This window comes from Nisaea sp., from assembly GCF_034670185.1.
Taxonomy (GTDB): domain Bacteria; phylum Pseudomonadota; class Alphaproteobacteria; order Thalassobaculales; family Thalassobaculaceae; genus Nisaea.
Genome location: NZ_JAXMNY010000002.1, coordinates 154,756 through 180,642 on the forward strand (window position 1 = coordinate 154,756; position 25,887 = coordinate 180,642).

General features: G+C 59.5%; 32 protein-coding genes. All 32 read right to left on the bottom strand.

All coding sequences use genetic code 11. From position 1 onward, the window contains the following. Nucleotides 1-11: 11 nt before the first annotated feature. Nucleotides 12-515, bottom strand: coding sequence for a 50S ribosomal protein L15 (rplO, locus tag VOI22_RS10295; RefSeq protein WP_323796428.1), 504 nt, complete (start codon nucleotides 513-515; stop codon nucleotides 12-14). A gap of 57 nt (nucleotides 516-572) precedes the next feature. After that, nucleotides 573-782 carry a 50S ribosomal protein L30 gene (rpmD, locus tag VOI22_RS10300; RefSeq protein WP_028466795.1) on the bottom strand — a complete coding sequence of 70 codons (210 nt, stop codon included), beginning with the start codon at nucleotides 780-782 and terminating at the stop codon, nucleotides 573-575. Between the two features lie 15 nt (nucleotides 783-797). Next, nucleotides 798-1,352 carry a 30S ribosomal protein S5 gene (gene rpsE, locus VOI22_RS10305; protein ID WP_323796429.1) on the bottom strand — a complete coding sequence of 185 codons (555 nt, stop codon included), beginning with the start codon at nucleotides 1,350-1,352 and terminating at the stop codon, nucleotides 798-800. 13 nt (nucleotides 1,353-1,365) lie between these two features. Then, nucleotides 1,366-1,728, bottom strand: coding sequence for a 50S ribosomal protein L18 (rplR, locus tag VOI22_RS10310; protein ID WP_323796430.1), 363 nt, complete (start codon nucleotides 1,726-1,728; stop codon nucleotides 1,366-1,368). Between the two features lie 11 nt (nucleotides 1,729-1,739). Further along, on the bottom strand, nucleotides 1,740-2,273 hold the full coding sequence (rplF, locus tag VOI22_RS10315) for a 50S ribosomal protein L6 (protein ID WP_028466792.1): 534 nt from the start codon (nucleotides 2,271-2,273) through the stop codon (nucleotides 1,740-1,742). Nucleotides 2,274-2,287: 14 nt separating this feature from the next. Continuing rightward, nucleotides 2,288-2,686 (bottom strand): 30S ribosomal protein S8, encoded by a 399-nt coding sequence (rpsH, locus tag VOI22_RS10320; RefSeq protein ID WP_028466791.1) that lies wholly within the window; start codon nucleotides 2,684-2,686, stop codon nucleotides 2,288-2,290. 15 nt (nucleotides 2,687-2,701) lie between these two features. Further along, nucleotides 2,702-3,007 carry a 30S ribosomal protein S14 gene (gene rpsN / locus VOI22_RS10325; RefSeq protein ID WP_028466790.1) on the bottom strand — a complete coding sequence of 102 codons (306 nt, stop codon included), beginning with the start codon at nucleotides 3,005-3,007 and terminating at the stop codon, nucleotides 2,702-2,704. Nucleotides 3,008-3,025: 18 nt separating this feature from the next. Beyond that, complete coding sequence (rplE, locus tag VOI22_RS10330) at nucleotides 3,026-3,565, bottom strand: 50S ribosomal protein L5 (protein WP_028466789.1); 540 nt, start codon at nucleotides 3,563-3,565, stop codon at nucleotides 3,026-3,028. A 23-nt stretch (nucleotides 3,566-3,588) separates the two neighbouring features. Continuing rightward, complete coding sequence (gene rplX / locus VOI22_RS10335; protein WP_028466788.1) at nucleotides 3,589-3,912, bottom strand: 50S ribosomal protein L24; 324 nt, start codon at nucleotides 3,910-3,912, stop codon at nucleotides 3,589-3,591. Continuing rightward, nucleotides 3,912-4,280, bottom strand: a complete 369-nt coding sequence (rplN, locus tag VOI22_RS10340) for a 50S ribosomal protein L14 (RefSeq protein ID WP_028466787.1) — start codon at nucleotides 4,278-4,280, stop codon at nucleotides 3,912-3,914. Before rplN ends, rplX begins: the two co-directional genes overlap by 1 nt. A gap of 18 nt (nucleotides 4,281-4,298) precedes the next feature. Further along, nucleotides 4,299-4,547, bottom strand: coding sequence for a 30S ribosomal protein S17 (gene rpsQ, locus VOI22_RS10345; RefSeq protein WP_028466786.1), 249 nt, complete (start codon nucleotides 4,545-4,547; stop codon nucleotides 4,299-4,301). 26 nt (nucleotides 4,548-4,573) lie between these two features. Continuing rightward, on the bottom strand, nucleotides 4,574-4,774 hold the full coding sequence (rpmC, locus tag VOI22_RS10350) for a 50S ribosomal protein L29 (RefSeq protein WP_028466785.1): 201 nt from the start codon (nucleotides 4,772-4,774) through the stop codon (nucleotides 4,574-4,576). Between the two features lie 17 nt (nucleotides 4,775-4,791). Next, nucleotides 4,792-5,205, bottom strand: a complete 414-nt coding sequence (rplP, locus tag VOI22_RS10355; protein WP_028466784.1) for a 50S ribosomal protein L16 — start codon at nucleotides 5,203-5,205, stop codon at nucleotides 4,792-4,794. Between the two features lie 28 nt (nucleotides 5,206-5,233). Next, nucleotides 5,234-5,914 carry a 30S ribosomal protein S3 gene (gene rpsC, locus VOI22_RS10360; protein WP_028466783.1) on the bottom strand — a complete coding sequence of 227 codons (681 nt, stop codon included), beginning with the start codon at nucleotides 5,912-5,914 and terminating at the stop codon, nucleotides 5,234-5,236. Next, on the bottom strand, nucleotides 5,914-6,294 hold the full coding sequence (gene rplV / locus VOI22_RS10365; protein ID WP_036554656.1) for a 50S ribosomal protein L22: 381 nt from the start codon (nucleotides 6,292-6,294) through the stop codon (nucleotides 5,914-5,916). The genes rpsC and rplV overlap by 1 nt, the downstream gene beginning before the upstream one ends. A 16-nt stretch (nucleotides 6,295-6,310) precedes the next feature. Beyond that, nucleotides 6,311-6,586, bottom strand: coding sequence for a 30S ribosomal protein S19 (rpsS, locus tag VOI22_RS10370; protein ID WP_028466781.1), 276 nt, complete (start codon nucleotides 6,584-6,586; stop codon nucleotides 6,311-6,313). A gap of 13 nt (nucleotides 6,587-6,599) precedes the next feature. Beyond that, nucleotides 6,600-7,424 (bottom strand): 50S ribosomal protein L2, encoded by an 825-nt coding sequence (gene rplB / locus VOI22_RS10375; protein ID WP_028466780.1) that lies wholly within the window; start codon nucleotides 7,422-7,424, stop codon nucleotides 6,600-6,602. 3 nt (nucleotides 7,425-7,427) lie between these two features. Further along, nucleotides 7,428-7,751, bottom strand: coding sequence for a 50S ribosomal protein L23 (locus VOI22_RS10380; RefSeq protein WP_036554653.1), 324 nt, complete (start codon nucleotides 7,749-7,751; stop codon nucleotides 7,428-7,430). Between the two features lie 2 nt (nucleotides 7,752-7,753). Then, nucleotides 7,754-8,371 (bottom strand): 50S ribosomal protein L4, encoded by a 618-nt coding sequence (rplD, locus tag VOI22_RS10385; RefSeq protein ID WP_028466778.1) that lies wholly within the window; start codon nucleotides 8,369-8,371, stop codon nucleotides 7,754-7,756. Nucleotides 8,372-8,376: 5 nt separating this feature from the next. Further along, complete coding sequence (gene rplC / locus VOI22_RS10390; protein WP_323796431.1) at nucleotides 8,377-9,153, bottom strand: 50S ribosomal protein L3; 777 nt, start codon at nucleotides 9,151-9,153, stop codon at nucleotides 8,377-8,379. Between the two features lie 18 nt (nucleotides 9,154-9,171). Further along, nucleotides 9,172-9,480: a 30S ribosomal protein S10 gene (rpsJ, locus tag VOI22_RS10395; protein ID WP_323796432.1), complete on the bottom strand. Its 309-nt coding sequence runs from the start codon at nucleotides 9,478-9,480 to the stop codon at nucleotides 9,172-9,174. Between the two features lie 43 nt (nucleotides 9,481-9,523). Further along, nucleotides 9,524-10,714 carry an elongation factor Tu gene (gene tuf, locus VOI22_RS10400; RefSeq protein WP_323796433.1) on the bottom strand — a complete coding sequence of 397 codons (1,191 nt, stop codon included), beginning with the start codon at nucleotides 10,712-10,714 and terminating at the stop codon, nucleotides 9,524-9,526. Between the two features lie 56 nt (nucleotides 10,715-10,770). Further along, on the bottom strand, nucleotides 10,771-12,846 hold the full coding sequence (fusA, locus tag VOI22_RS10405; protein WP_323796434.1) for an elongation factor G: 2,076 nt from the start codon (nucleotides 12,844-12,846) through the stop codon (nucleotides 10,771-10,773). A gap of 23 nt (nucleotides 12,847-12,869) precedes the next feature. Continuing rightward, nucleotides 12,870-13,340, bottom strand: a complete 471-nt coding sequence (gene rpsG, locus VOI22_RS10410; protein ID WP_028464331.1) for a 30S ribosomal protein S7 — start codon at nucleotides 13,338-13,340, stop codon at nucleotides 12,870-12,872. A gap of 11 nt (nucleotides 13,341-13,351) precedes the next feature. Then, nucleotides 13,352-13,723, bottom strand: coding sequence for a 30S ribosomal protein S12 (gene rpsL / locus VOI22_RS10415; RefSeq protein ID WP_028464332.1), 372 nt, complete (start codon nucleotides 13,721-13,723; stop codon nucleotides 13,352-13,354). 455 nt (nucleotides 13,724-14,178) lie between these two features. Then, nucleotides 14,179-18,357 carry a DNA-directed RNA polymerase subunit beta' gene (gene rpoC / locus VOI22_RS10420; protein ID WP_323796435.1) on the bottom strand — a complete coding sequence of 1,393 codons (4,179 nt, stop codon included), beginning with the start codon at nucleotides 18,355-18,357 and terminating at the stop codon, nucleotides 14,179-14,181. Between the two features lie 131 nt (nucleotides 18,358-18,488). Further along, a complete protein-coding gene (rpoB, locus tag VOI22_RS10425; protein WP_323796436.1) occupies nucleotides 18,489-22,670 on the bottom strand; it encodes a DNA-directed RNA polymerase subunit beta in 4,182 nt (1,393 codons plus the stop codon). Nucleotides 22,671-22,907: 237 nt separating this feature from the next. Then, entirely contained in the window at nucleotides 22,908-23,288 is a 381-nt protein-coding gene (rplL, locus tag VOI22_RS10430; protein ID WP_028464335.1) for a 50S ribosomal protein L7/L12, read from the bottom strand. 49 nt (nucleotides 23,289-23,337) lie between these two features. Continuing rightward, nucleotides 23,338-23,850: a 50S ribosomal protein L10 gene (rplJ, locus tag VOI22_RS10435; protein WP_028464336.1), complete on the bottom strand. Its 513-nt coding sequence runs from the start codon at nucleotides 23,848-23,850 to the stop codon at nucleotides 23,338-23,340. A 288-nt stretch (nucleotides 23,851-24,138) separates the two neighbouring features. Continuing rightward, a complete protein-coding gene (gene rplA / locus VOI22_RS10440; protein ID WP_028464337.1) occupies nucleotides 24,139-24,837 on the bottom strand; it encodes a 50S ribosomal protein L1 in 699 nt (232 codons plus the stop codon). A gap of 4 nt (nucleotides 24,838-24,841) precedes the next feature. Beyond that, nucleotides 24,842-25,270: a 50S ribosomal protein L11 gene (rplK, locus tag VOI22_RS10445; RefSeq protein ID WP_028464338.1), complete on the bottom strand. Its 429-nt coding sequence runs from the start codon at nucleotides 25,268-25,270 to the stop codon at nucleotides 24,842-24,844. Nucleotides 25,271-25,352: 82 nt separating this feature from the next. Beyond that, complete coding sequence (gene nusG / locus VOI22_RS10450; RefSeq protein WP_028464339.1) at nucleotides 25,353-25,883, bottom strand: transcription termination/antitermination protein NusG; 531 nt, start codon at nucleotides 25,881-25,883, stop codon at nucleotides 25,353-25,355. Nucleotides 25,884-25,887 lie beyond the last annotated feature (4 nt).

Sequence of the window (25,887 nt, forward strand, 5' to 3'; positions counted from 1 at the left end):
ACTGAACCCAATCAGTCGGTGGAGGAGTCGCCCGCCTCATCAGCCGGCTTCGCAGCAGGTGCCGCAACCGTCACGGAGCCGCCGGCCTTTTCAACAGCTGCGATAGCAGCCGCGGAAGCACCGGAAACATCCACCTTTACTTTGGCTTTCAGCTCGCCATTTGCAAGCAGGCGCACACCATCACGCACCCGACCGACAAGACCAGCAGCCTGAAGGGCAGCGATATCGATCGTTTTCTTGGCATCGAGCTTGCCGGCATCAATCGCCGCCTGGATCGAGCCGACGTTAACCGGCGAGAATTCCTTGCGGAACGGATTTTTGAAGCCACGCTTCGGCAGACGCCGATGGATCGGCATCTGGCCGCCTTCGAAGCCATTAATGGCAACGCCGGAGCGAGCGCTCTGACCCTTATGACCTTTACCGGCAGTTTTGCCGAGGCCGGAACCGGCGCCACGACCCACCCGTTTGGCGGGCTTGTGCGCGCCCGGATTGTCGCGAAGTTCGTTGAGTTTCATCGTTCTTGCCCTCGTTCCGGCATTGACCGGATCGCCTATATGTTCTGCCCGGTTGCCTTAGGACGCGTCTTCGACGCGCACCAGATGAGCAACCTTGCCGATCATGCCGCGAACCGCCGGAGTGTCTTCCAGCGTACGCGTGCGGTGCATTTTGTTCAGGCCCAGGCCGACAAGCGTCTGCTCCTGGTCCTTGGTGCGGCCGATCGGGCTGCCGGTCTGAGTGACCGTAACAGTCGTCTTGGCCGCTTTCTTCTTCGTTGCCGCCATGGCTCTTCTCCGTCCTTAGGCCTGAGCCGCTTCGGCTTCGCCAGGAGCCCGGCCGAAGATCTCAGCGACCTTCTTGCCACGCTTGGCTGCTACCGCGCGCGGAGACCTGACGTTCTTCAGCGCTTCAAAAGTGGCCTTGATCATGTTGTGCGGGTTGGACGTACCAGTGGACTTCGCCACCACATCCTGCATACCCAGCGCTTCGAAGATGGCGCGCATCGGGCCACCTGCGATGATACCGGTACCGGCCGGAGCCGAACGCAGGATCACGCGGCCAGCGCCGAAGCGCCCGCCAATATCATGGTGCAGCGTACGGCCTTCGCGCAGCGGAACGCGGACCATGCCACGCTTCGCCTGTTCGGTTGCCTTGCGGATTGCTTCCGGCACTTCACGGGCCTTGCCCGCGCCGTAGCCAACGCGACCGCGACCGTCACCGACGATCACGATGGCGGCGAAGCCGAAACGACGGCCACCCTTCACAACCTTCGCGACGCGGTTGATACCGACTAGCTTTTCAACCAGTTCCGGATCTTCGCGCGTGTCGCGATCTCTTCTTTCGCCTCGTGCCATGTCCCGGCCCTTTCTAGAACTTCAGTCCGGCTTCACGAGCGGCGTCGGCAAGTGCCTTGACGCGTCCGTGATACCGGTAGCCGCCACGATCGAACACGACGTCGGTAACGCCTTTGCCCACCGCACGCTCGCCGATCAGCTTGCCGATCTCCGTAGCCGCGGACTTGTCCGCGCCTGTCTTGAGCTGCTCGCGCATTGCCTTCTCGAGAGAAGATGCGCTCACCAGGGTCTCGCCCTTCAGATCGTCGATGATCTGAGCATAGATGTTCTTGGAAGACCGGAACACAGAGAGCCGGGCCTTGCCGTTTGTCTTGGCGCGCAGCGCGGCACGGGTCCGCTGGCGGCGACGCTGGAAAAGTTGTTTTGATGTCAGCATGCCACGAATCCTTACTTCTTCTTGCCTTCCTTGCGGAGGACGGTCTCGGTCTCGTACTTGACGCCCTTGCCCTTGAAAGGCTCCGGCGGACGATACCCGCGAATTTCAGCCGCGATCTGACCAACCTGCTGCTTGTCGGCACCATGGATCGAAATCGCTGTCGGGCGCTCACACTTCATGGTGATGCCTTCCGGGATCGGATAGTTCACCGGGTGGCTGAAACCGAGGGCCAGAACGAGGTTCTTGCCTTCGACCGCCGCACGATAACCGACGCCGTTGATTTCCAGGTTGATCGTGAAACCATCAGACACACCGGTTACGGCGTTCTGGACGCGAGCACGCATGGTGCCCCACATCGCCCGCGAACGCTTGGAGGCATTCTTCGGTTTCACAGTGACCAGGCTGTCCTCGATCACGATGTCTACGGCATCGCTGAGCGGAACAGAAAGCTGGCCGAGTTTGCCCTTCGCAGAGAAAACGTCAGCGCCGATTTCGGCGGTAACGCCACTCGGAAGAGCGACTGGGTTTTTACCAATACGTGACATTCGCCCGGCTCCGATCAGAATACCTTGCAGAGGACTTCGCCGCCAACATTGGCAACGCGGGCCTCATTGTCGGAAAGAATGCCGCGCGGCGTCGACAGGATCTGGATACCCAGACCGTTGTAGCACCGCGGCAGATCCTTGATCTTCGAGTACACCCGGCGGCCCGGACGGGAAACGCGATGGATCTCGCGAATGACCGGCTCACCGTCATGGTACTTCAGTTCGATCTGCAGCTCGCCAATGCCCTTGCGCACTTCGGCGCTGGAATAACCGCGAATAAAACCTTCGCGCATCAGCACTTCGAGCACATTGCTCCGCATTTTCGACGCCGGGCTGACCACAACGCTTTTACCAGCAGTTTGGCCGTTCCGGATTCGGGTCAGCATGTCCCCGAGAGGATCACTCATCGTCATCGTAAGACTCCTCTCTTACCAGCTTGACTTAACCATGCCCGGGATCTGGCCAATCGAGCCAAGATCACGCAGGGCAATACGGGACATCTTCAGCTTGCGATAGTAACCGCGCGGGCGGCCACTGACCTCGCAGCGGTTACGAAGACGGATCTTCGCACCATCGCGCGGCAGCTCGTTCAGCTTCAGACGGGCTTTAAACTGCTCTTCCAAAGGAAGATCCTTGTCGCAGGCAATCGCCTTCAGACGGGCACGCTTTCCGGCGTCCCGCTGGACAATCTTCCCGCGGCTCTTGTTCTTTTCAATCGCGCTTTTCTTCGCCATGACTCTTCTCCAGCCCGATCAGTTTACGAACGGGAAGTTAAAGCGACGCAGCAGTTCGCGCGCCTCATCATCGGTATTGGCAGTCGTCACCACGACGATTTCCATGCCCCGGATATGGTCGACCTGATCGTAGTCGATTTCCGGAAACACAATCTGCTCTTTCAGGCCCATCGAGTAATTTCCGCGTCCGTCAAAGCTTTTCGGGCTGAGACCACGGAAGTCACGCACGCGCGGCAGGGCGATGTTCACCAGACGATCCAGGAACTCGTACATCCGTTCGCGGCGGAGGGTGACTTTACAGCCAATCGGCATACCCTCGCGGAGCTTGAAGCCGGCAATCGACTTCTTCGCGCGGGTTACAATCGGACGCTGACCGGTGATGATGGCAAGCTCTTCCGCAGCGGCTTTAACCCGCTTGGAATCCTGTACCGCCTCACCGACGCCGATATTGACGACGACTTTCTCGATCGACGGGCACATCATCGGGTTCGCATATTTGAACTCCGACAGCATTCCCGGCTTGATCTCGGCTTCGTAAACTTCTTTTAATCGCGACATGTCTGGCCTCGTTTCGAGCGCGCTTAAGCGTCGAGCACTTCGCCGGACCGTTTCGCGAAGCGGACCTTGCGGCCATCCTCGAGAAGACGAATCCCGACGCGCGTCGGCTCGTTGGATTTCGGGTCGATATGCGCAACGTTCGAAACATGAACGGGCGCTTCTTTCTCAATAATACCGCCGGCTGAGGTCTGGGTCGCACGCGTGTGGCGCTTGACCATGTTCACACCCTGGACCAGGACACGGTTCTCGTCCGTGATGACGCGCAGAATTTCGCCCGTCTTTCCTTTGTCCCTGCCGGTGGTGACGACGACTTTGTCGCCCTTCTTCACCTTGAACTTCGTTGCCATCACAGCACCTCCGGTGCAAGCGAGACGATTTTCATGAACTTCTTGGCACGAAGTTCACGGGTCACCGGACCAAAGATACGGGTCCCGATCGGCTCGTTCTGCTTGTTGATGAGCACCGCGGCGTTGTTGTCGAACCGGATCGAGGAGCCGTCATTGCGACGGATTTCCTTGGCGGTCCGGACGATAACGGCCCGAAGCACTTCACCCTTTTTAACGCGGCCCCGCGGAATTGCTTCCTTAACGGAGACCACAATCACGTCACCGACGGCAGCGACTTTGCGCTTGGAGCCGCCGAGAACCTTGATGCACTGAACACGGCGAGCGCCGGAGTTGTCTGCGACATCAAGGTTGGACTGCATCTGGATCATGTCGTCGCTCCTCGCCGCTTAGGCGTTGCTGCCAGCAGCATCGGTGACAACGGTCCAGTTCTTGCGCTTCGAAATCGGAGCACATTCTTGGATCCGCACAATGTCGCCGACCTTGTACTGGTTCTGTTCATCATGTGCAGCGAATTTCTTCGAGCGCTTGATGAACTTCTTGTAGATCGGATGCATGACGCGGCGTTCGACGCGAACGACGATAGATTTTTCGCCCTTATCGCTTACCACGGTGCCCTGCAAAATTCGCCTCGGCATTTCTCGTCTCCTAAATCCAACGCTGCTTAAGCGCTGGCCTGCCCGTGCAGGATCGTCTTGATGCGCGCGATCTCACGGCGCACCTGCCGCATCCGCGCAGTGTTTTCCAGCTGACCGTTGGCACGCTGAAAACGAAGGTTGAATGCCTCCTTCTTCAGGTCCACCAGGCTGGTTTTCATCTCATCGCCCGTCTTCGCGCGAAGATCTGTTGCTGCCTTGTTTGCCATCATTCTCTCCCGCGGCCTTATTCGCCAAGCCGGGCTATGAAGCGCGTATCGAGCGGAAGCTTGGCAGCAGCAAGCGTAAACGCTTCTTCTGCCAGGTCCCGCGGAACGCCTTCGAGCTCGAACATGATCCGACCGGGCTTCACACGGGCAACCCAGAATTCCGGGGTACCCTTACCCTTACCCATACGTACTTCCGCCGGCTTCGACGACACCGGAACATCCGGGAAAATCCGGATCCACACCCGACCGGAACGGCGGATGTGACGGGTAATCGCACGACGTGCGGCCTCAATCTGACGAGCGGTGACACGCGCTGGTGTCAGTGCCTTCAGACCGAAAGAACCGAAATTCAGCGTCGTACCGCCTTTTGCATTTCCGTGGATCCGGCCTTTGTGGGCCTTACGGAATTTTGTGCGCTTCGGACTAAGCATCTATCTAACCTCTATCCTATCCGCCGGCTCAGCGCTGATGACCAGGCTGGTCGGTCAGCCGCTTTTCGTGGGCGAGCGGATCGTGTTCAAGAATCTCGCCCTTGAATACCCAGACCTTGACGCCGCAGGCGCCGTAGGTGGTCTGCGCGGTGGATTCGCCATAATCGATGTCCGCACGCAGCGTGTGCAGCGGAACGCGACCTTCGCGGTACCATTCGGTCCGGGCGATTTCCGCGCCGCCAAGACGGCCTGCGCAGTTGATCCGGATACCCTGGGCACCAAGACGCATTGCCGACTGAACGGCCCGCTTCATGGCGCGACGGAAAGCAACCCGGCGCTCCAGCTGCTGCGCAATGTTATCGGCCACCAGCTTGGCATCGATTTCCGGCTTGCGGATCTCGAGGATATTCAGGCTGACCTCGGTGCCGACCATCTTCGAGAGATCCTGACGGAGCTTCTCGATATCCTGGCCCTTCTTGCCGATCACAACGCCCGGGCGGGCGGTGTAAATGGCAACGCGGCAACGCTTCGCCGGACGCTCAATGACGATCCGGGAAATCCCGGCCTGCGCCAGACGCTTGTGGAGGTAGCGCCGCATACGGATGTCTTCGTGCAGAAGATCGCCATAATCCTTGGCAGCGAACCAGCGTGAGTCCCACGTCCGGTTGATGCCGAGGCGAAGCCCGATCGGATTAACTTTATGACCCATTATTCGGTCTCCCCGCGCTCACGCACGACAACGGTAAGGTGCGAAAACGGCTTCAAGATTTTGCCGACACGCCCCCGCGCCCGCGGACGGAAGCGCTTCATGACGATGCTCTTGCCGACGGAGGCTTCCTTGATGAAAAGCCGGTCAACATCGAGCTGATGATTGTTCTCAGCATTCGCGATCGCGGACTGCAGAAGCTTCTTAACATCGTTCGAGATGCGGCGGCGGGAGAAGGTCAGGGCCGCGAGGGCCTTTTCCACATCCATGCCGCGGATCATCTGTGCGACGACATTCAGCTTTTGCGGGCTAACCCGCACATTGCGGAGCACCGCTTTCGCCTCGGTATCGTCCAGTCGGCGTTCGACCGCACTCTTGCCCATGGTCTCTGCTCCAGTCCTAGCGCCGCGACTTCTTATCGGCCGTGTGGCCGTAATAAGTGCGGGTCGGCGCGAATTCGCCGAGTTTGTGTCCGACCATGTTCTCGGTCACGAGGACCGGGATGAATTTCTGGCCATTATGAACCCCGAAGGTCAGTCCTACGAACTGCGGCAAAACCGTCGACCGACGTGACCAGGTCTTGATGACCTCGTTACGACCGGACGCGCGCGACGCATCGGACTTCTTCAGGAGATACCCGTCTACAAACGGGCCTTTCCAAACAGAACGTGACAACGTCTATCTCCTCTTACTTCCGGCGCCGACGCACAATAAGGCGATCGGTTTTCTTGTTGCTGCGCGTACGCTTACCTTTGGTCGGCTTACCCCACGGGGTCACCGGATGGCGACCGCCCGAGGTCCGGCCTTCACCACCACCATGCGGGTGATCGACCGGGTTCATAACGACACCGCGAACGTGCGGGCGTTTGCCGAGCCAGCGGGAACGGCCCGCCTTGCCAAGCTTGACGTTCTGCTGATCCGGGTTTGACACCGCACCGACAGTTGCCATGCATTCGCCGCGAACCATCCGCACTTCACCAGAGGTGAGGCGCAGCAGGGCATAACCCTGATCGCGACCGACGATCTGCACGTATGCACCGGCCGAACGGGCAATCTGACCGCCCTTGCCTGCCTTGAACTCCACATTGTGGACGATCGTGCCCACCGGAATGCTCTTCAGCGGCATAGCGTTGCCCGGCTTGATGTCCGCGCGCTCACCGGCGATGACCTTGTCACCAGCCTTGAGACGCTGCGGAGCCAGGATGTAAGCCTGCTCGCCGTCGTCATATTTGATCAGCGCAATGAACGCGGTCCGGTTCGGATCGTATTCAAGCCGCTCGACCGTCGCCGCCACGTCGAATTTGCGGCGCTTGAAGTCGATGATGCGGTATTTACGCTTATGTCCGCCGCCACGCCAGAAAGACGTTGTGCGGCCCGTGTTATTCCGTCCGCCGGACTTGGTCAGGCCACGGGTCAATGCTTTGACCGGCTTGCCTTTCCAGAGTTCCGAGCGGTCGACGATCACCAGGTCGCGCTGGGACGGCGTCGTCGGATTGAATGTCTTCAACGCCATGGATCAGACCCCCTGCGTAACATCGATGTCCTGACCGTCCTCGAAAGTGACGATCGCTTTCTTGTAATCCGACCGCTTGCCGAGTTTGCCCCGGAAGCGTTTCACCTTGCCTTTGGTCAGCACGGTGTTGACGGCTTTAACCTTGCGATCGAACAACCTTTCGACGGCGACCTTGATTTCCGGCTTGGTCGCATCGAGGGTGACTTCGAAAGTCACCTGGCCGAACTGCGATCCGAGGCTGGATTTCTCGGTGACGATCGGGCGGACGATAATGTCGTACGCGCGCTCGTCGCTCAGCCGAACTTGGCTGGCATTGTAAGGACGCATGCTCATTTCAGGCGAGCCTCCAGGCTTTCCACCGCGGCCTTGGTCAGCACCAGGGTATCCCGGCGGAGGATGTCATAGACGTTCGCGCCCTGCTCCGGCAGCACATCCACATTCGGGATGTTCCGCGCGGCCCGGGCAAAGCCCTCGTCGAGCGCACTACCGCCGATGAACAGGACCGAATTCCAACCGAGAGCGGTAAGCTTCTTGGCCAGTTCCTTGGTCTTGGTTTCGCCCGCCGCATCGTCGATCACGATCAGCTTGCCTTCGGCCTGCTTGGCTGACAGCGCAGAGCGCATGCCGAGCTTGCGGACCTTCTTCGGCAGAGCAAACCCGTGGTCACGAGACATCGGACCATGGGAGATACCGCCACCGCGGTACTGGGTAGCCCGCAGCGAGCCCGCACGAGCCCGGCCGGTACCTTTTTGCTTGAACGGCTTCTTTGTCGTGCCGCTGACCTGGGAAACAGTCTTGGTCGCGTGGGTACCGGCTCGGCGCTTGGCCAGCTGCCAGTTTACCACACGGGCAAGGATATCCCGGCGCGGCTCGACGGCGAACACGGAGTCCGCGACTTCAATGTCGCCAGACTTCTTGTTGTCGAGTGTCGTAACAGGAAGCTTCATGACCCTCAGTCCTTATTCTCGGCGTTGTCGTCAGCCGAGGTTTCGGCTTCAGCCGGCGCATCAGCAGCGGCTTCGACAACTTCCGGCTCGGCCACCTCTTCCGCGGTCGGCATGCGCACGGCAGCCGGGAACGGAAGATTTTCAGGCTGCTTCACCTTTACGGCATCGGAAATCAGAACCCAGCCGCCCTTGGCGCCCGGAACCGATCCCTTGACCAGGATCAGACCACGATCGACGTCGAGCTGAACCACTTCGAGGTTCTGCGTCGTCACCCGCTCGTCGCCCATGTGGCCGGCCATCTTCTTGCCCTTCCACACACGTCCCGGATCCTGGGAGTTACCCGTGGAACCGTGTGCGCGGTGGGAGATGGAGACACCGTGGGAGGCGCGCATGCCGCCGAAATTGTGCCGTTTCATGGCACCGGCGAAACCCTTACCGATCGAGGTGCCGACAACGTCGACCTTCTGACCTGCAACAAAATGGTCCGCGGTGATTTCCGCGCCGACCTCGATGAGAGCATCGGGGCTGACACGGAATTCGGCCAGCTTACGCTTAGGCTCGACTTTCGCTTTCGCGAAGTGGCCGCGCATCTGCTTGCTGACGCGCTTGACCTTGGCTGCGCCAACGCCGAGCTGAACGGCGCTGTAGCCGTCATTCTCTTCGGTTCGAACACCTACCACCTGGCAGCTGTCCATCTTCAGGACCGTGACCGGAACGTGATCACCTGAATCGGTGAACACTCGGGTCATGCCCATCTTCTGTGCGATTACTCCGGAACGCATGAATCTAATCCTTCAGCGTTAGAGCTTGATTTCGACGTCAACACCGGACGCGAGATCAAGCTTCATCAGAGCGTCGACCGTCTGCGGGGTCGGGTCGACGATGTCCAGAACCCGCTTGTGTGTGCGGATTTCGAATTGCTCACGGCTCTTCTTGTCGACGTGCGGACCGCGAAGAACGGTGAAGCGCTCGATACGGGTCGGCAGCGGGATCGGGCCCTTGACCTGCGCGCCAGTGCGCTTCGCCGTGTTCACGATTTCGCCGGTCGATTGATCAAGGATCCGATGATCAAACGCCTTGAGGCGAATTCTAATGTTTTGACTGTCCATATTCTTCTATCTCCGGCTCGGTGACCGAGCCCAATGTCCAGCTTTACTCGACGATTTTGGCAACGACGCCGGCGCCAACGGTGCGGCCACCTTCGCGGATAGCGAAGCGCAGGCCTTCATCCATGGCAATCGGCGCGATCAGGTTAACCGTCATCGCGATATTGTCGCCCGGCATCACCATCTCGGTACCTTCCGGAAGCTCAACCGTCCCGGTCACGTCCGTCGTACGGAAGTAGAACTGCGGACGATAGTTCGAGAAGAACGGCGTGTGACGGCCACCTTCATCCTTCGTCAGGATGTAAGCCTCACAGGTGAACTTCGTGTGCGGCGTGATCGAACCCGGCTTGGCCAGAACCTGACCGCGCTCAACGTCTTCACGCTTCGTGCCACGCAGAAGAACACCGACGTTGTCACCGGCTTCACCGCGATCAAGCAGCTTGCGGAACATCTCGACGCCCGTGCAGGTCGTCTTCACCGTGTCCTTGATACCGACGATTTCGATTTCGTCGCCAACATTCACAACACCGCGTTCGACGCGACCGGTCACAACCGTGCCACGGCCAGAGATCGAGAAAACGTCTTCGATCGGCATCAGGAACGGCAGATCGATCGGACGCTCCGGCTGCGGGATGTACTTATCAACTTCGGCCATCAGCGCGAGAATGGCGTTCTTGCCGATTTCCTCGTTGCTGTCTTCCAGAGCCGCGAGAGCTGAGCCCTTCACGATCGGAATGTCGTCGCCCGGGAAGTCGTAGGAGGACAGAAGCTCACGAACTTCGAGCTCAACAAGCTCAAGAAGCTCTTCGTCGTCAACCTGATCGACCTTGTTAAGGAACACAACAAGCGCCGGAACACCAACCTGGCGTGCCAGAAGGATGTGCTCGCGGGTCTGCGGCATCGGGCCGTCAGCGGCCGACACAACCAGGATCGCGCCGTCCATCTGCGCGGCACCCGTGATCATGTTCTTCACATAATCGGCGTGGCCCGGGCAATCGACGTGCGCGTAGTGACGCGCTTCCGTCTCGTACTCAACGTGGGCCGTCGAGATCGTGATACCACGAGCACGCTCTTCCGGCGCCTTGTCGATCTGGTCGTAAGCCGTGAAGCTCGCACCACCGGACTCCGCCAGGACCTTCGTGATCGCTGCCGTCAGAGACGTCTTGCCGTGATCAACATGGCCGATCGTGCCAATGTTGCAGTGCGGCTTATTCCGCTGAAACTTTTCCTTAGCCATCGTTCTAGGCTCCGTACCTTTTGTTCTTCGTTTTCGTTACCGACACCAGCGGAGCATTAGGCCAGTTTGGCGCGGACTTCATCCGCGACAGCCTGAGGCACCTGCTCATAGTGGTCGAACTGCATGGTATACTGCGCACGTCCCTGGCTCATCGAGCGCAAGGTATTCACATAGCCGAACATGTTGGCCAGCGGGACCATGGCTTCGATCACGCGCGCATTTCCGCGCTGATCCATACCGCCCACCTGACCACGACGACTGTTCAGGTCGCCGATGATGTCGCCCATATAGTCTTCCGGGGTCACAACCTCGACACTCATGATCGGCTCGAGAAGCCGGGGTCCGGCTTTCTGCATGCCTTCCTTGAAGGCGGCACGGGCCGCGATCTCGAACGCCAGCACGCTGGAGTCGACATCGTGAGACGCACCGTCAGTCAGCGTGACCTTGAAGTCGATGACCGGGAAACCGGTGAGAACACCGCTATCCTTGGAGCTGTTCAGGCCCTTTTCGACGCCAGGGATGTATTCCTTCGGAATGTTACCGCCGACGACCTTGTTCTCGAAGACAAAGCCTTCGCCGGTTTCAGCCGGAGCAAACGTCATCTTCACCCGGGCGAACTGACCGGAACCACCGGTCTGCTTCTTGTGGGTGTAGTCGATATCGGCGGTCTTCGTAATCGTCTCACGATAGGCAACCTGCGGCGCGCCAACATTGGCGTCGACCTTGAATTCGCGACGCATACGGTCAACCAGGATCTCGAGGTGAAGCTCACCCATACCCTTGATCACCGTCTGGCCGCTTTCGTGGTCAACGGACACGCGGAAGGACGGATCCTCGGCCGCGAGGCGCTGCAGAGCGGTCGACATCTTTTCCTGGTCGCTCTTGGTCTTCGGCTCGACCGCGACTTCGATGACCGGATCCGGGAACTCCATGCGCTCCAGGATGACCTGTGCTGTCGGTTCCGTCAGGGTGTCACCGGTCGTGGTGTTCTTCAGGCCGGCGATGGCGACGATGTCACCAGCGCGCGCTTCCTTGATGTCTTCACGGCTGTTGGAATGCATGAGGAGCATGCGGCCAACGCGCTCGCGCTGATCCTTAACCGTATTCTGGGTCGACGTACCTGTTTCAAGCACACCCGAATAGACACGCACAAAGGTCAGGGTCCCGACGAACGGATCGTTCATGACCTTGAAAGCGAGGCCGGCAAACGGCTGGTCATCGGACGGCTTGCGCTCGATCACCGTTTCGCCGTCCATGGCAACGCCCTTGACGGCGCCAACATCAAGCGGGCTCGGCAGATAATCGACAACCGCGTCGAGGAGCGGCTGAACCCCCTTGTTCTTGAATGCGGAACCACAGGTCACCGGGACGAAAGCGCCAGTAACGGTACCCTTGCGGATGCAGGCCTTGAGGGTCGCCTCATCCGGCTCGGTGCCTTCGAGATACGCTTCCATCGCGGCATCGTCCTGCTCGACGGCAGTTTCGATGAGCTGGGCGCGGTACTCTTCGGCCTTGGCTTTCAGGTTGTCCGGAATATCGATGATCTCGAATTCGGCACCAAGGCTCTCGTCCAGCCAGCGAATGGCCTTCATCTTCAGGATGTCGACAATACCGACAAAATCGGACTCAGATCCCATCGGCATCTGCATGACCAGCGGGGTCGCACCAAGGCGATCGATGATCATGTCGACACAGCGATAGAAGTCAGCGCCGATGCGATCCATCTTGTTGATGAAGCAGATCCGCGGGACATGATACTTGTCCGCCTGACGCCAGACCGTTTCGGACTGCGGCTCGACACCGGCAACGGAGTCGAACACGGCAACCGCGCCATCGAGAACCCGAAGCGCACGCTCGACCTCAATCGTGAAGTCAACGTGACCCGGTGTATCGATGATGTTGACCCGATGATCGTTCCAGAAACAGGTCGTTGCAGCCGAGGTGATCGTGATCCCCCGCTCCTGCTCCTGCTCCATCCAATCCATCGTGGCGGCGCCGTCGTGGACCTCACCGATCTTGTAGGAACGGCCTGTGTAATACAGCACGCGTTCCGTGGTCGTGGTCTTACCAGCATCGATGTGAGCCATGATGCCGATATTACGATAGCGCTCGAGCGGATGTGTCCTAGCCATGGCGTCCGTCCAAAATCCCTGGGTTACCAGCGGTAATGCGAGAATGCTTTGTTGGCGTCAGCCATACGGTGCGTGTCTTCACGCTTCTTCACTGCGGCGCCGCGATTGTTCACGGCATCCATCAGTTCACCGGAAAGCCGATCAACCATCGTGTTTTCAGAGCGCTTGCGCGCTGCGTCGATGGTCCAACGAATAGCCAGCGCCTGCGCCCGCTCGGTGCGGACTTCGACCGGCACCTGATAGGTCGCACCACCGACACGGCGGGAACGAACTTCAACAGTCGGCTTCACGTTGGCGAGCGCCTCGTGGAACACGGCGACCGGCGCCTGGCCGGTACGGGCCTCGACGCGATCGAAGGCACCGTAAACGATGCTTTCAGCCACGGACCGCTTGCCGTCATACATGAGGCAGCTCATGAACTTTGAGACCACTTCGTCGCCAAATTTGGCGTCGGGAAGGACCTCGCGTTTTTCTGCGCGGTGACGTCTGGACATCCGGTCTCTCCTTACTTAGGACGCTTCGCGCCGTATTTCGAGCGGCGCTGACGGCGGTCCTTGACACCCTGGGTATCCAGCGTGCCGCGAATGATGTGATAGCGCACACCCGGAAGATCCTTCACACGGCCGCCGCGGATCATCACGACGGAGTGTTCCTGAAGGTTGTGGCCTTCACCCGGAATGTAGCTAGTGACCTCGAAGCCGTTGGTAAGACGGACACGCGCGACTTTACGAAGCGCGGAGTTCGGCTTTTTCGGCGTCGTTGTGTAAACGCGCGTGCACACGCCACGCTTTTGCGGGCAGGCTTCCAGCGCAGGTACTTTATTGCGCTCGACAGGAGCCTTACGGCCCTGCCGAATCAGCTGGTTGATCGTCGGCATTCAGTCGACCCTCTCGACTTAAAACAATTATGCAAACAACAATCGGCCCCAGGGCACCGCCCTGCCGGCCAACCATTTCTTTGCGCGGCGTTCGAATTCGAACCTAGTGTTCAAGCGTTTCGCCGAGACTGCGTCTGAACAAACGTGCCGTTACCGACATCCTTGTCACCACCAGCCTCCAAAGGCTGGCGGATACTATTGACGCACCCTTGTGCGGTCAAGGACTGAATCCCGCTTTTTTCCGCATAGCGCCTATTTGCTGTCTGCAGATCGGAAAGCCACTAGATCCGGGCTTTCCAAGGAAATACCCGAACCCGGTTAAGGCTTTTCGCGCAAGATTCCGTCCCTCGTATGCCGAAGTCGCGCTCCGGCCGGAAAGACAACGGCGCCCGGAAGGTAATCCGGGCGCCGTCTGCGTTCGACTCGAACGATGTTTCGCGCTTTCGCGCCGTGTCTTATTCCGCGGCCGGGGCCTGCGCCTCCGACTCGGCTGCTTCCGCAATTGCCGGAGCTTCTTCCTTTGCCGGAGCCAACACCCGGTCGCGATCGGCGGCGATGCGCTTCAGGCGATTCATCACGCTGCCGGTACCAGCCGGGATCAAACGACCAACGATGACGTTTTCCTTCAGGCCTTCGAGCTGATCCTTCTTGCCGGAAACTGCCGCCTCGGTGAGGACGCGGGTGGTTTCCTGGAAGGACGCGGCGGAGATGAAGGACCGGGTCTGCAAGGATGCTTTGGTAATACCATGCAGGATCGGGATCGCCTTCGCCGGACGAAGATCTTCGGCAAGAGCCTTTTCGTTCGCCTCGTCGAACTCATCCCGGTCGACGGTCTCGCCAATCAGCAGCGTGGTATCGCCGGCGTCGGAGACTTCGACCTTCTGCAGCATCTGACGGACGATCACTTCAATATGCTTGTCGTTGATCTTCACGCCCTGCAGTCGGTAGACGTCCTGGATCTCGTTGATGATGTACTCGGCAAGCGCCTCGACACCAAGAACGTTCAGAATGTCATGCGGAACGGGGTTACCGTCCATCAGCAGATCGCCGACTTGAACAAAGTCGCCTTCCTGAACCGCCAGGTGCTTGCCCTTCGGGATCAGATATTCGACCGTTTCCTTCTCGGCCTCCTGCGGCACGACCATGATCCGGCGTTTGGTCTTGTAGTCCTTGCCGAATTCAACGCGACCTTCGGATTCGCTGATAATCGCGTAATCCTTCGGCTTGCGAGCCTCGAAGAGTTCCGCAACCCGCGGCAGACCACCCGTGATATCGCGGGTCTTGGAAGATTCCCGCGGGATACGGGCCAGCACGTCGCCTGCACGGACCTGCGCACCATTATCAACCGACAAGATGGCGTCGACAGACATGAAGTAGCGAGCCTCAAGACCGTTGGCCAATTCGATGACCTCGCCCTTCTCGTCCCGCAGGGTAACCCGCGGGCGCAGGTCGCCACCGCGCTGCTGCTGCTTCCAGTCGATGACCACGCGTGAAGCGATACCCGTTGCTTCGTCCGTGACTTCGTTCATGGAAACACCGTCAACGAGGTCGACATAGTGCGCCGTACCTTCCCGCTCGGTGATGATCGGGATCGTGTACGGATCCCAATCAGCGATCTTGTCGCCCGGCTTCACGATCTGCTCGTCATCGACGAACAGGCGGGAGCCGTACGGGATCCGGTGACGGGCGCGCTCACGGCCCTGGTCGTCCTGCAGGATCACTTCCGTGTTCCGGCTCATCACGATCAGGATGCCTTCGGAGTTCGTCACAACGTTCCGGTTCAACACCTTCACACTGGCGTCGAACGCGGCTTCGATGCTCGACTGCTCGGCACCACGCTGGGCCGCACCGCCGATATGGAAGGTCCGCATGGTCAGCTGTGTGCCCGGCTCACCGATGGACTGAGCGGCAATGACGCCGACCGCTTCACCGATATTGACGCGGGTACCACGGGCCAAGTCACGACCGTAACAGCTGGCGCAAACGCCGACCTTGCTATCGCAGGTCAGCACCGAACGCAGGCGCACCTGGTCGATACCGGCACGCTCGATCGCGTCAACCAGCGGCTCGTCGATGATAGTCGTCGCATCCGCAATCTTCTCGCCCGTCAGCGGAGCGATCAGTTCGTCCGCACAGGTCCGGCCAAGGATACGCTCGCTCAGCGGATCGATCACTTCGCCGCCTTCGACAACAGCCTTCACCGTGATGCCGCGCTCGGTGCCGCAATCCTCTTCGGTGATGATGCAATCCTGGGCGACGTCGACCAGACGGCGGGTCAGGTAACCGGAGTTCGCGGTCTTCAACGCGGTATCGGCCAGCCCCTTACGGGCACCGTGGGTAGAGTTGAAGTATTCAAGGACGGTCAGGCCCTCCTTGAAGTTCGAGATGATCGGCGTCTCGATGATCTCACCAGACGGCTTGGCCATCAGGCCACGCATGCCGGCGAGCTGCTTGATCTGCGTCGCAGAACCACGGGCACCGGAATGGGCCATCATCCAGACCGAGTTGACGGGCTTGCCCGGCTCCTCGTTGGACATGTGCTCCATCATCTTTTCGGCGACCGCATCGGTGCAACGGGACCAGACGTCGATGACCTTGTTGTACTTCTCACCCTGGGTGATCAGGCCGTCGAGATACTGCTGCTCGAATTCCTTCACCTCGGAATGGGCCTCATCGACCAGTTCCTGCTTGGCGTCCGGGATGATCAGATCGTCCTTGCCGAACGAAATACCGGCGCGGCAGGCATGACCGAAACCGAGGGTCATCAGACGGTCGGCGAAGATCACCGTGTCCTTCTGACCGCAGTGGCGATAGACCTGATCGATAACGCTCTGAACTTCCTTCTTCGTCATCAGCTTGTTGATGACAGTGAAGGGAAGGTTCGGGTTTTTCGGCAGCAGCTCCGCGATCTTCAGGCGACCCGGCGTGGTTTCAACGCGCTTGGTCACTTCTTCACCGGTCTCATCGAACGTGTCGACACGGGCGTGGATCTTGGTATGCAGATTTACCGCGCCGGCATTCAGCGCGTGCTCAATCTCGGCCATTTCTGAGAAGACCATGCCCTCACCTGGCATGTTCTCACGCTCAATCGTCAAATAGTAGAGACCAAGAATGATGTCCTGAGACGGCACGATGATCGGCTTACCGTTCGCGGGGCTGAGGATGTTGTTGGTCGACATCATCAGCACGCGCGCTTCGAGCTGGGCTTCCAGGGAAAGCGGTACGTGGACCGCCATCTGGTCACCGTCGAAGTCGGCGTTGAACGCAGTACAAACCAGCGGATGCAGCTGGATCGCCTTGCCTTCGATCAGCACCGGCTCGAAAGCCTGGATACCAAGACGGTGAAGGGTCGGTGCACGGTTCAGCATGACCGGATGCTCGCGGATAACCTCTTCGAGGATATCCCAGACTTCCGGACGCTCCTTCTCCACCATCCGCTTTGCAGCCTTGATGGTGCTGGCGAGGCCATAGAGCTCTAGCTTCGAATAGATGAACGGCTTGAACAGTTCGAGCGCCATCTTCTTCGGCAACCCGCACTGATGCAGCATCAGGCTCGGGCCGACGACGATGACCGAACGGCCGGAATAGTCGACGCGCTTGCCGAGCAGGTTCTGACGGAAGCGACCCTGCTTACCCTTCAGCATGTCGGAGAGGGACTTCAGCGGGCGCTTGTTGGCGCCGGTGATGACCCGGCCCCGGCGGCCGTTGTCGAACAGGGCATCGACGGATTCCTGCAGCATACGCTTTTCGTTACGGACAATGATGTCCGGCGCACGCAGCTCGATCAGCCGCTTCAGACGGTTGTTCCGGTTGATCACCCGGCGATAGAGATCGTTCAGATCCGAGGTAGCGAAACGGCCACCATCCAGCGGAACCAGCGGGCGCAGTTCCGGCGGAATGACCGGGATCACGTCGAGGATCATCCATTCCGGACGACAGCCGGACTCCTCGAAAGCCTCGATCAGCTTCAGACGCTTGACGAGCTTCTTGCGTTTGGCTTCGGAACCGGTTGTCCGCAGCTCTTCGCGAATGGTTTCCTTCTCCTCGTCAAGATCGAGGTTAACCATCATTTCCTTCAGCGCCTCGGCGCCGATCATGGCCTTGAAGGTATCCTCGCCGTACTCGTCCTGCGCGTCGTAGAAATCTTCTTCGCTGAGGAGCTGGCGGTATTTGAACGGCGTCAGTCCCGGCTCGACGACACAGAAGCTCTCGAAATAGAGGATCCGCTCCAGATCCTTCAGGGTCATGTCGAGCAACAGACCGATGCGGCTCGGCAGAGACTTCAGGAACCAGATATGGGCAACCGGGGAGGCCAGTTCTATATGGCCCATCCGCTCGCGGCGTACCTTCGAGAGCGTGACTTCAACACCGCACTTCTCGCAGATAATGCCGCGGTATTTCATCCGCTTGTACTTGCCGCACAGGCATTCGTAGTCCTTGATCGGGCCAAAGATCCGGGCGCAGAACAGGCCATCGCGCTCCGGCTTAAAGGTCCGGTAGTTGATGGTCTCGGGCTTCTTGATTTCACCGAATGACCATGAGCGGATCCGCTCCGGGCTCGCGATAGCGATCCGGATGTGATCAAAGCTCTGAGGGCCGGACGGCTGACCAAAGATGTTCATCAACTCGTTCATCAAGCATCTCCTTACGTCACTGGGACGTTGTGCGCCGACTTACCATAGTGTGGGCGACGCGGCCGGGTACGGCAAGTCCGCACCAGGGAGGATAGAACCGGGCGGCCTCTTAAGAGACCACCCGGAATGGCTTACTGCTGGTCTTGTCCGAGCTCGACATTCAGACCGAGGGAGCGGAGTTCCTTCACGAGAACGTTGAAGGATTCCGGAATACCCGCCTCGAAATTGTCGTCGCCGCGAACAATCGCCTCGTACACCTTGGTCCGGCCGGACACATCGTCCGACTTCACCGTCAGCATTTCCTGCAGGGTATATGCAGCGCCGTAGGCTTCCAGGGCCCAGACCTCCATTTCCCCGAAACGCTGACCACCGAACTGCGCCTTACCGCCCAGCGGCTGCTGGGTAACAAGGCTGTACGGGCCAATTGACCGTGCGTGGATCTTGTCATCCACCAAGTGGTGCAATTTCAGCATGTAGATGTAGCCGACGGTCACCTTCCGATCGAACACCTCGCCGGTCCGGCCATCGATCAGGGTAACCTGACCGGTGGAGTCGAGACCTGCCGTGTCCAGCATGGCGACAATGTCGTCTTCCTTGGCGCCATCGAACACCGGCGTACCCATCGGCACACCGCGGCTGAGGTTCCCGGCGAGTTCAAGAATCTCGCCGTCATCCAGCGGCTCGATCTCGGCCTTGTACTGCTTTTCGCCGTACACTTTCTCGAACAGCGCCTTGAAGCCGCCGGTCTTGGCCGTGTTGTGGATGTCGGACAGCATCTCGTTGATCTGCAGCCCGAGGCCATGCGACGCCCAACCGAGGTGGGTTTCAAGGATCTGCCCGACATTCATGCGGCTTGGCACGCCAAGCGGATTGAGCACGATGTCGACGGCGGTACCGTCCTCGAGATAAGGCATGTCCTCGACCGGGTTGATCTTGGAAATGACACCCTTGTTGCCGTGACGGCCGGCCATCTTGTCACCCGGCTGAAGCTTGCGCTTCACCGCGACGAAGACCTTGACCATCTTCATGACGCCCGGCGGCAGCTCGTCACCGCGCTGCAGCTTTTCGACCTTGTTGTCGAAGCGGGACTGGAGTTCTTCGACACTCTTGTCGAACTCGCCCTTGATCCCTTCCAGATATTCCATCCGGGATTCGTCTTCGACAGAGAACTGACGCCACTGGCCCTGGGTGTATTCGGCGAGCACCGCTTCGGTAATCTCCACGCCGCCCTTGAAGCCCTTCGGGCCCTCGACCGACTTCTGACCGAGCAGCTGTTCTTTCAGGCGGGCAAAGAAGCCACGCTCCAGAATCTTCCGCTCGTCATCACGGTCCTTCGCAAGACGTTCGATTTCCGACCGCTCGATGGCCAGAGCACGCTCGTCCTTGTCGACGCCACGGCGGGAGAAGACGCGCACCTCAACGACCGTACCGGTGCCCCCCGGCGGAACCTTCAGGGACGTGTCACGAACGTCGGAAGCCTTCTCACCAAAGATCGCACGGAGGAGCTTTTCTTCCGGCGTCATCGGGCTTTCGCCCTTCGGCGTCACCTTACCGACGAGAATATCGCCCGGGTTCACCTCGGCACCGATGTAAACGATACCGGCCTCGTCGAGGTTCTTCAGGGCTTCTTCGCCGACGTTCGGAATGTCGCGCGTGATTTCTTCCTGACCCAACTTGGTATCGCGGGCCATGATCTCGAATTCCTCGATATGGATCGAGGTGAAGACATCGTCACGGACGATGCGCTCGGAGATCAGGATCGAATCTTCGAAGTTGTAGCCATTCCACGGCATGAAGGCGACGAGCACGTTACGGCCGAGCGCGAGCTCGCCGAGATCAGTGGACGGGCCATCAGCCATGATGTCGCCGGACTGAACCCGGTCACCAACCTTCACCAGCGGACGCTGGTTGATGCAGGTGTTCTGGTTCGAGCGCTGGAACTTCAACAGCGAATAGATGTCGACGTTGCTTTCCGTGCTGGCTGTCGCGTCGGTCGCACGGACAACGATACGGGTCGCATCCACCTGATCGACAATACCGGAGCGCTTGGCGACGATGGTCACGCCACTGTCGCGCGCGACGCGGGCTTCCATGCCGGTGCCGACATACGGCGCTTCGGCTTTCACCAGCGGCACCGCCTGCCGTTGCATGTTCGAGCCCATCAGCGCGCGGTTCGCGTCATCGTTCTCGAGGAACGGAATGAGCGCTGCGGCAACGGACACCAGCTGCTTCGGCGAGACGTCGATCAGATCGATATCTTCCGGACGGGCCAGACCGAAGTCGCCCTGACGGCGAACCGGGATAAGCTCTTCGACGAAACGGTTGTTGTCGTCGACCGGGGCGTTGGCCTGGGCCACCGTGTACCGGCCTTCTTCCATCGCGGAGATGTAACGGACATCGTCGGTCACCGTGCCGTCGACAACCTTGCGGTACGGAGTCTCGATGAAACCGTACTGGTTGACGCGGGCATAGGTGGCGAGAGAGTTGATCAGACCGATGTTCGGGCCTTCAGGCGTTTCAATCGGGCAGATCCGGCCATAGTGGGTCGGATGCACGTCACGCACTTCGAAGCCTGCACGCTCACGGGTCAGACCGCCCGGGCCAAGCGCCGAAAGACGGCGTTTGTGGGTGATCTCGGAGAGCGGGTTGGTCTGGTCCATGAACTGGGACAGCTGCGATGAACCGAAGAATTCACGAACGGCAGCGGCCGCCGGCTTCGCATTGATCAAGTCATGCGGCATCACGGTGTCGATCTCGACCGAGCTCATCCGCTCGCGGATCGCCCGCTCCATGCGCAGCAGACCGACACGATACTGGTTCTCCATCAGCTCGCCGACGGAACGGACACGGCGGTTGCCGAGATGGTCGATATCGTCGATATCACCCTTGCCGTCCTTCAGGTCGACCAGGATTTTCAGGATCGCCAGGATGTCGTCCTTGCGCAGGGTACGCAGCTGATCGTCGGTTTCCTGATCGAGACGCGCGTTCATCTTCACCCGGCCGACCGCAGAAAGGTCGTAGCGCTCGGAATCGAAGAACAGGCCGTTGAACAGGTTTTCCGCAGTCTCGAGGGTCGGCGGCTCACCCGGGCGCATGACCCGGTAGATATCGACCAGCGCTTCCTCGCGGGTGGTGTTCTTGTCCATCGCCAGCGTATTGCGCAGGTAGGCACCGACCGTCATGTGATCGATTGCCAGCACCGGCAGCTCTACAATATCTGCTTCGGCAATCGTCTCGAGCAGCTCCTCGGTGATCTCGTCACCGGCCTCGACGATGATTTCGCCGGTGTCCGGATTGATGATGTCGATCGAGATGTACTGGGTGATCAGCTCTTCGCTCGGGACGTAAACGTCCTTGAGGCCGGCTTCAGCCAGTTTGCGTCCCAGTCGCGGGGTCATCTTGTCACCGAGCGAGGCAACAACCTCGCCGGAATCCGCATCGACCAGATCGCGGGTAAGCTTCTGGCCGCGCAGGCGGGAAACATCAAAAGCGGTTTTCCAGCCTTCGCCGTTCTTCTTGAAGGTGATGGATTCGTAGAAGTAGCTGAGGATGTCCTCGGCGGTGAGGCCGGTCACCTGAGAGCGGTCCACGTCGACACCGGTCTCGTGGCACTGCTTCAGATAGGCTTCAGCCTGGTCGCTCATCAGCGCCAGCAGCAGCGTGGTCGCGGGCAGCTTGCGGCGGCGGTCGATGCGCACATAAAGGATATCCTTGGCATCGAATTCAAAATCGAGCCAGGAGCCGCGGTACGGGATCACGCGGGCTGCGAAGAGAAACTTTCCGGACGAGTGGGTCTTGCCCTTGTCATGGTCGAAGAACACGCCCGGGGACCGGTGCATCTGGGAGACGATGACACGCTCGGTGCCGTTGATCACGAAGGTACCGTTCTTCGTCATCAGCGGCATGTCGCCCATATAGACGTCCTGCTCCTTGATATCGCGGATGGAGCGTGAGCCGGTCTCTTCCTCGACGTCCCAGACGACGAGACGCAGGGTCACCTTGAGCGGCGCCGCGAAAGTGATTCCGCGCTGCTGGCATTCCTCAACGTCATATTTCGGCGTCTCGAGCTCATAGCTGACAAACTCGAGCATTGCGCGCTCGGAGAAATCCTTGATCGGGAAAACCGACTTGAAGACTTCCTGGAGACCCAGAACCTGCCGGTCTTCAATCGACACGTCTTTCTGCAGGAACAGATCGTAGGAGCTTTTCTGAACCTCAATGAGATTCGGCATTGGGGACGCTTCGGAAATGCGCCCGAAATCCTTGCGCACACGCTTGCGACTGGTGAAGGAACCAACGGAGGAAATCGCCATGGTCAAACCTCGCCCACCTTTCGTTCGAACAGGAGCGGTCGGGACGGGTATCCGTCCGCTCCATGGCTCACGCGCCCGCCGCGAGAACCGCCTTATCAGCCTGACCGGGGAAACCGGTCTCCTAGCCTTACCGCTGATGCCGGGGCAGCAACGGTAAGAACAGGAAAAGGGCAGGGCGACGAGCGCGTCTACCGACGCGCCCGCACCCCACCCGTATTCCAGAGTAACGCCAAGGCGTTACTTCAGCTCGACGGTCGCACCAGCTTCCTCGAGTTTCTTCTTCAGCTCTTCGGCTTCGTCCTTGGAAGCACCTTCCTTCACAGGCTTCGGTGCACCTTCGACGAGATCCTTGGCTTCTTTCAGGCCGAGACCGGTGATCGCGCGAACTTCTTTGATCACGTTGATCTTCTTGTCGCCAGCAGCCATCAGGACTACGTCAAAAGAGTCCTTCTCTTCTGCAGCGGCACCACCGGCATCGCCACCACCTGCAACGGCTGCAACAGCAACCGGAGCAGCGGCGGAAACGCCCCATTTGTCTTCAAGCAGCTTGGACAGTTCGGCCGCTTCGAGGACCGTCAGTTTGGAAAGCTCATCAACAAGCTTCTCAAGATCAGCCATTAGTAAATACTCCAGACTTGAGCTTCGTTAAACGGAGTGGAACGCCCACTCACCCCTCTTGACTGCCACGGGCGGAAAGCACCCGAGCCATTTGACCGGCAGGTGCCTGCAGAACACCAGCGACCTTGGTCGCCGGGGCTTGCAGCAAGCCCAGCAGCTTTGCACGCAGTGCGTCGAGAGACGGCAACTTGGCGAGAGCCTTGACCTGCTCGACATCGAGCATTTTTGTGCCGAGAGCCCCGGCGACAATGGACAGTTTCTCGTTGGCGTTGGCGAACTCGACGGCAACCTTGGCAGCGGCAACCGGATCTTCTGACGTAGCAATCGCCGTCGGACCCGTGAAGGACGCTTCAAGGTTTTCGTACTCCGTGCCTTTCAGAGCGAGACGAGCGATCCGATTTTTCGTGACTTTGTATCGGGCCCCTGCTGAACGCATCTTGCCGCGAAGGTCATTGACCTCATCGACAGTCAGACCGACCTGATGGGTAACCACGACGAGCGCGGAATCCGAAAAGGTCTTGTTCAGGGTCTCGACCAGAGCCGCTTTTTCAGTACGGTTCACTGATCATCTCCGCATCTGCGGGCCTCAGCACAATGCCGAAGCCCCCTTTGCACATGAACCGACGAACACCATGCCCGTCGGCCCGGTTCGCCTGTCCCAGAAGCTCAAACGTTAGTCTGACCCGGCATACCGGGATCGAATTCCGTTTTCACCCCTGTCTGTACGGGAAGATTAAGCCGCCGTGGCCGAAGCCGCTTTGGCACCCGTAGTCTCGGACAGGTCAGGGCCGATCCGAAGGCCGGCCCCTGTTTCCGGCGCCCTTTCAGGCACCGGAAATCACACTCAATACTAGGAAGCGCCCAGTATCGAGGTATCCACTTTCACACCCGGCCCCATCGTGGAGCAAAGCGCGATACGCTGAACGTAAGTGCCCTTGGCACCTGTCGGCTTCGCGCGGGTGATCGCATCAACAAATGCGTTCGCATTCTCGAGCAGCTGCTCCTCGGAGAAGCTGGCCTTGCCGATGCCGGCATGAACGATACCGGCACGCTCGACGCGGAACTCAACCTGGCCTGCCTTGGCGGCAGTCACGGCCGCAGCCACATCCGGGGTCACGGTACCGAGCTTCGGGTTCGGCATCAGGCCGCGCGGGCCCAGCACCTTACCGAGACGACCGACGAGGGCCATCATGTCCGGCGTCGCGATGACACGGTCGAAATCCATCCGGCCATCCTGGATTTCCTTCATCAGGTCATCCGAACCGACGATTTCGGCACCAGCCTCACGCGCTTCGTCAGCTTTCGCATCTTTCGCGAAAACCGCGACGCGAACGTCCTTACCCGTGCCGTGCGGCAGGGCGACAACGCCACGAACCATCTGATCGGCGTGACGCGGGTCAACACCGAGGTTCATGGAGATCTCGACGGTCTCGTCGAACTTCGCCTTGGCGCCGTTCTTGACCAGTTTCACAGCTTCGTCGAGAGCGTGCAGCTTCAGCCGATCGACGCTCTCATAGGCGCCCTTGAGACGCTTACCCAGTTTCGCCATCGTCTTACTCCACAACCTCAACGCCCATGGACCGGGCGGAACCGCGGATCATCTGGCATGCGCCTTCAAGATCGACGGCGTTCAGATCCGGCATCTTCGTCTCGGCGATCTCACGGACCTGGTCCATGGTGATCTTGCCGACGATTTCCTTGCTCGGGTTGCTCGCGCCCTTCGGAAGCTTCGCGGCCTTCTTGATGAAGAAGCTGGCCGGCGGAGTCTTGGTCACGAACGAGAACGTACGGTCCTGATAAGCGGTGATCACGACCGGGATCGGCATGCCTTTTTCAAGGTTGCCGGTAGCCGCGTTGAACGCCTTGCAGAATTCCATGATGTTAAGCCCGCGCTGACCCAGCGCCGGGCCGACCGGCGGAGACGGATTCGCCTCACCGGCCTTGATCTCTAGCTTGATGTAGCCAGCGATCTTTTTCGCCATTGTACTTACCTCTCATAGTGCCGGGTGGTGCGGGCTCCCAAGGTTTTCAGGAAGACCTCCCACGCGAACATCAATTTGAACGTTAGATCTTTTCGACCTGGGTATATTCCAGCTCGACGGGTGTCGACCGTCCAAAAATCGACACCGCAACCTTGAGACGGGATTTTTCTTCGTCCACATCCTCAACATATCCGTTGAAGGACGCGAACGGTCCGTCGGAAACACGTACCTGCTCGCCGATCTCGAAGATGACGGAGGGCTTCGGCCGCTCCACACCTTCGGCGACCTGCTTGATGATCCTCTCGGCCTCGGACCTGGAGATGGCCTGGGGCTTGCCCTTGCTGCCGAGAAAACCAGTGACCTTCGGCTGGTCCTGAACCAGGTGCCAGCTTTGATCGGTCAACTCCATCTTCACGAGGATGTAGCCCGGGAAAAACTTGCGCTCAGCGTTCACTTTCGCGCCGCGTCGCATTTCCACGACTTCCTCGGTCGGAACCAAAACTTCTTCGATCAGGTCTTCCATCTCATGCGCGGCTGCCTGCTCGCGAATTGATTGCGCGACCTTCTTCTCGAAGCCGGAATAGACATGGAGGACGTACCAACGCGGTGCCAATGGC